The sequence below is a fragment of the Microcoleus sp. A003_D6 genome (genome assembly GCF_036702825.1).
Classification (GTDB): domain Bacteria; phylum Cyanobacteriota; class Cyanobacteriia; order Cyanobacteriales; family Microcoleaceae; genus Microcoleus.
On sequence record NZ_JAUBWA010000237.1, the window covers coordinates 1 to 4242 of the forward strand.

The 4242-nt window shown below is 42.9% G+C and carries 6 protein-coding genes; all 6 read right to left on the reverse strand.

All coding sequences use genetic code 11. The features are described from left to right. On the reverse strand, nt 1–269 hold a 269-nt coding region (locus tag QUB70_RS31750), incomplete at its 3' end, for a helix-turn-helix domain-containing transcriptional regulator (RefSeq protein WP_332985762.1). 4 nt (nt 270–273) lie between these two features. Continuing rightward, nucleotides 274–606: a type II toxin-antitoxin system RelE/ParE family toxin gene (locus tag QUB70_RS31755; protein WP_332985764.1), complete on the reverse strand. Its 333-nt coding sequence runs from the start codon at nt 604–606 to the stop codon at nt 274–276. 41 nt (nt 607–647) lie between these two features. Then, nucleotides 648–1061 carry a helix-turn-helix domain-containing protein gene (locus QUB70_RS31760; protein ID WP_332985766.1) on the reverse strand — a complete coding sequence of 138 codons (414 nt, stop codon included), beginning with the start codon at nt 1059–1061 and terminating at the stop codon, nt 648–650. Then, entirely contained in the window at nt 1036–1344 is a 309-nt protein-coding gene (locus tag QUB70_RS31765; RefSeq protein WP_332985767.1) for a type II toxin-antitoxin system HigB family toxin, read from the reverse strand. The genes QUB70_RS31760 and QUB70_RS31765 overlap by 26 nt, the downstream gene beginning before the upstream one ends. 22 nt (nt 1345–1366) lie before the next feature. Next, entirely contained in the window at nt 1367–3022 is a 1656-nt protein-coding gene (locus tag QUB70_RS31770; protein WP_332985769.1) for a B12-binding domain-containing radical SAM protein, read from the reverse strand. 457 nt (nt 3023–3479) lie between these two features. After that, a complete protein-coding gene (gene lspA / locus QUB70_RS31775) occupies nt 3480–3992 on the reverse strand; it encodes a signal peptidase II (protein WP_332985770.1) in 513 nt (170 codons plus the stop codon). Nucleotides 3993–4242: the final 250 nt, after the last annotated feature.

A 4242-nucleotide genomic window follows, 5' to 3' on the forward strand; every position in this document is an offset into this window, starting at 1 on the left:
AAAGCATTCAGCCAAGTTCCCAGATTGTAAATTGTATCGCTTCCTTGCTGCGACAGCAATTCATCCAGTTTTTTTAAGTGCAATTCATATTCTTCTGGAGTCATTTTGGGTTGAGCTATAGCTTCTGCTATATCGCTGAGTGCCTGCTTCAGCAGTTCAGGTTCCGGGTCTATTTCCTCTATAGTCGCCGTTATATATGCGGCTGACAATGCCGGGTTTTTTCTCAAAGATTCAATCAAAAACGGATGATAAGGGAGACTTTTAGCCATTGTTTTAAATCCTGTTGTAATCTGTCCAGTATTCTTTTGCTTGGAGGATATCTCGGTTTTGAGTGCTTTTATCTCCACCGCAGAGGAGAATCACAATTGTTGTTCCTACTTGCCCAAAATAGATTCGGAAACCAGGGCCATAGTCGATTCTGAGTTCGCAAACTCCTTCTCCGACTGAACGATAATCTCCCAAATTGCCACTAACAACCCGCTTTAGCCTAGATATAATCTTGGCTTGAGTATTCGCATCTTTGAAGGAATCAAACCACTCATCAAAAGGTACTCTGCCATCTGAGGTGACATAACGCTGAATTTCCTTGGGTTGGACTTCTGGCATAATTGTATTATAGTACGTCACTCATCCCTGTATGCTGGCAATTAATTATACTCAAGAAATGCTACAGGGGAAAGATGGAAAAACTTAGCTAACTTTTGAATTTGACCGGCCGTCAGTTCCCGCTTTCCATTCATCACCTCAGATACCCAAGACTCGGATTCAAAAATATCAACCAAATCTTTTTCTTGAATATTGTCCTCAACCATCAATGCTTTCAGTAGTGCGATACCTTTCAAAACTGGCATTGGCTCATGTTTTTGTTCGTAATCATAAACAAGAGTACCCAACACGTTTAAGTAATCCCGATCGTCCTGCGTGAGATTGCTCCGACTCACAATAGAATCAATCCGATTTTGTGTAGCAATTAACTCAACTTCACAAGTAATTGGACGCGGTGGAAAAGTTGTGATTATCTCAATATAGTAGCTACTAGGAGTTTTTAAACCAGTCGTCATTTTTCCAGTTATCCTTATTATATTCTGCATGATTTAAAACACAGCGGACAAACACTATCTGGTATTCATAATCGATAAAAGCAATTAACCGATAGTTATTGCCACCAATATTAAATACCGTAAAGTTACCTACTAAGTCAGCCGAAGGAAATACTTTACGAATATCTACTAAACTTTGCCATTCAGCATCACAACTACGCTGATACCACAACAACAGACTTGTTTCAGCATTGGGGTGTGTTTCCCAAAATTCTTTTAGTCGTTTTCGGCTAATGACACGCATGACACTATTATAATCTAATTTACTAAACGCGACTTAGTGAATTCTCACATTCTTGATTTTGCTGTCGTGTTGTATGACTCATCGCATCAGCCAAATGTTTTTTCAAAGTCGCCTCCGGTAGCGGCCCTTTTAAATGACTCCAAGGCAAAACCCGATCCAATTCCCACTCTTGAAAAACATAAAAATCCATCTCCGGCAACTGTCCCCGCAACTCCTTAAAAGCCCGTCGATAACTGCCCAAAGTATCGCCGTAATGCCGCACTAATTCCAACAGCCGAGACAACCGCCGATCGCCCTTCGACAACAAACCCTGAATCACCGACCAGTTATAGCTTTCCGGTCTAAATTCTAAACCCAACTTCCGCAATTCTTTATCCAAAAACTTCAGTCTCTTCTCCGCATCTTTATTCACTCCAAACCACTGAAAAGGAGTGTGAGATTTCGGCACAAAAGTGCTGCAACCAAAAGTTAATCGCAAACCGGGAGCCGCTTTTTTCACAGCCCGCATCATCGCCACTGTCTCCTCTAAATCCTCCATTTCTTCGCCGGGAATTCCCGCCATCCCGTAAAGTTTAATTCCCTTTAAGCCACCCGCCTTAGCATTGATAGCAGCTTGGATAATTTCGTCATTTGTGAGTTTTTTGTTAACAATTTTGCGTAGGCGATCGCTCCCGCTTTCCACCGCAATTGTCACAGATTTGCTATCTCTGTTTGTCAATATTTCTGCTAGCTTAACTGTCACCGTATTCGTCCGTACCGAAGAAAGACTCAGCCGCACGCCGTCGTATTTCGGATGATTCAAATGATCCAGCAACGCTTCAAATTCCGGGTGCTGAGTGACCGAAGCACCCAACAAACCCAAACGATTAGTCACAGCTAAACCGCGATCGATCGCCGGAATTAACGAATCCTCCAAACTCGCAGTTCTAAACGGCAAAGTCAGATAACTTGCCAAACAAAAACGGCACATTTCTGGACAACTGCGAACCACTTCCACCATGTAAATATTTTCCCAAGCCGCCTTTTCTGTCACCACAGTGGAAGCAGATAAAGTATTGCCGCGATAAGTCTGTTTTTCAACCATACTGGGAATTCCAGAATCTACCGGCTGAATCGATTTAATCCCCTCAGTCGCATCCAGATAAGTTACTTCGTACAAACTGGGAACGTAAACCCCCGGAACTTGGGCTAAATGCCGCAATTTAGTTTGTCTGTCGGCGGTACGGACTTCTTTAAAAGCATCAATAAAATTGTCAATAAGATGTTCGCCATCTCCCAGCAAAATCACATCAAAAAAATCTGCAAAAGGTTCGGAATTAGCCGTAAAAACCGGGCCGCCCCCGAATACGATCGGATGATTGTCAGTTCGTTTGGATGCCCAAATCGGAATTTCTAAAGATTCTAATAAATTGAGAATATTTACATAGTCTAGTTCCCAAGAAAGCGAAAATCCCAGTAATTCTGGATGTCGGGGAAGTGGTTCGCGGATATCAGTAAATAAACGGCCCACTTCAATATCCGATCGCACAGCCAAAGTGGCCCACACTATCTGGTAGCCGAGACTGGTAATACCAACCGTGTACTCGTTGGGAAAAGCAAAAATAGTCGGGATAGCATCACCATCCGGGGTTGCGGGGGCAAATAGCAGGCGTTCTTGAGCAAAGGGATTAGGAGTCATCCGATTTTAGATTTTAGATTTTAGATTTTAGATTATGGAATTTATCCTGCGGATAAATCCGGGGGTTTGCGACCAAATTGCTTTGGATCGCGGGCCAGTCTAGCCTTAGCAATAAAAAATTTAATTATAGCTCATAAATGGCTCTCACCTTAAGTTGATACCTATACATTCTGACAGCAGACAACGGACAAATGACCGAAAGCAATTGGTGGCGAAGCCCCTGGATTCATCAGCGGATCTGCAAAAAAAGCTCCGCACCCGATAAACCTGAGAACGGTACAGCCGGTGGGTGGATTAATTAATCTAAAATCTAAAATCTAAAATCTAAAATCGATTGACTTCTTAAAAGTTACTCTGGATCGCAAATTAAATAACTTACAATTTTAATTGTTATTGTAGGATGGGCGTCCCGCCCAACCCCTACTCCCCACTTTCAAGAGTGGAAGTTATTAAATTTTCATTCCTCTGAAATAGAATCGCGATCGTCCCGGCTTCTCGGCGGCGGTGCACTGTGAAAAGTTGCAATCAGCAAACAGATAATCCCAGCATTAATAAACACATCGGCTAGATTAAATACGGGGAACCGAATGATCCGAAAATCGATAAAATCTACAACATGGCCCGAAACAAATCGATCGATCCCGTTCCCCAGTGCTCCCCCCAAAATCAAACCGTAGCCAGCTTGTTCCCAGCGGTTAATTCGCGGCCCGAACCAAGCCAGCACCATCAATCCCACACTAACGCCCAAAGACAGCCAGCGCAACCAAATCGCCCCGCCATTGCTGAACAAACTAAATGCCGCACCGGTATTAACAACATAAGTGAAGTGAAACACCCCAGGTAACAGCGGCTGCGTCTGCGGAGGAATCGTCAAGTCAAAATTTTGCACCACCCAAAACTTAGTCAGATGGTCTAAAACTAAACTGATAATAGCAGCAACCCAGAACAAGGGATTTCTTTTAAAACGCATGGATTAAGCAGTAGAAAATGGGGCATCGGGCAGGAAACAAGTTACGCAAATTTCCCAGTCGCAGTGAGATTGCTCACCAATGTGCAAACACAGTATAGCCTAATATCATAACTAATGACTAATGACTAATGACAACTGACAACTGACTAATGACAACTGACTAATGACAACTGACTAATAGACCTCTTGCAAAAATCCTTTTAATCAAATTCTGGAACGGGCTCTCCGGCCCATTCCACAAGAAAAAAAA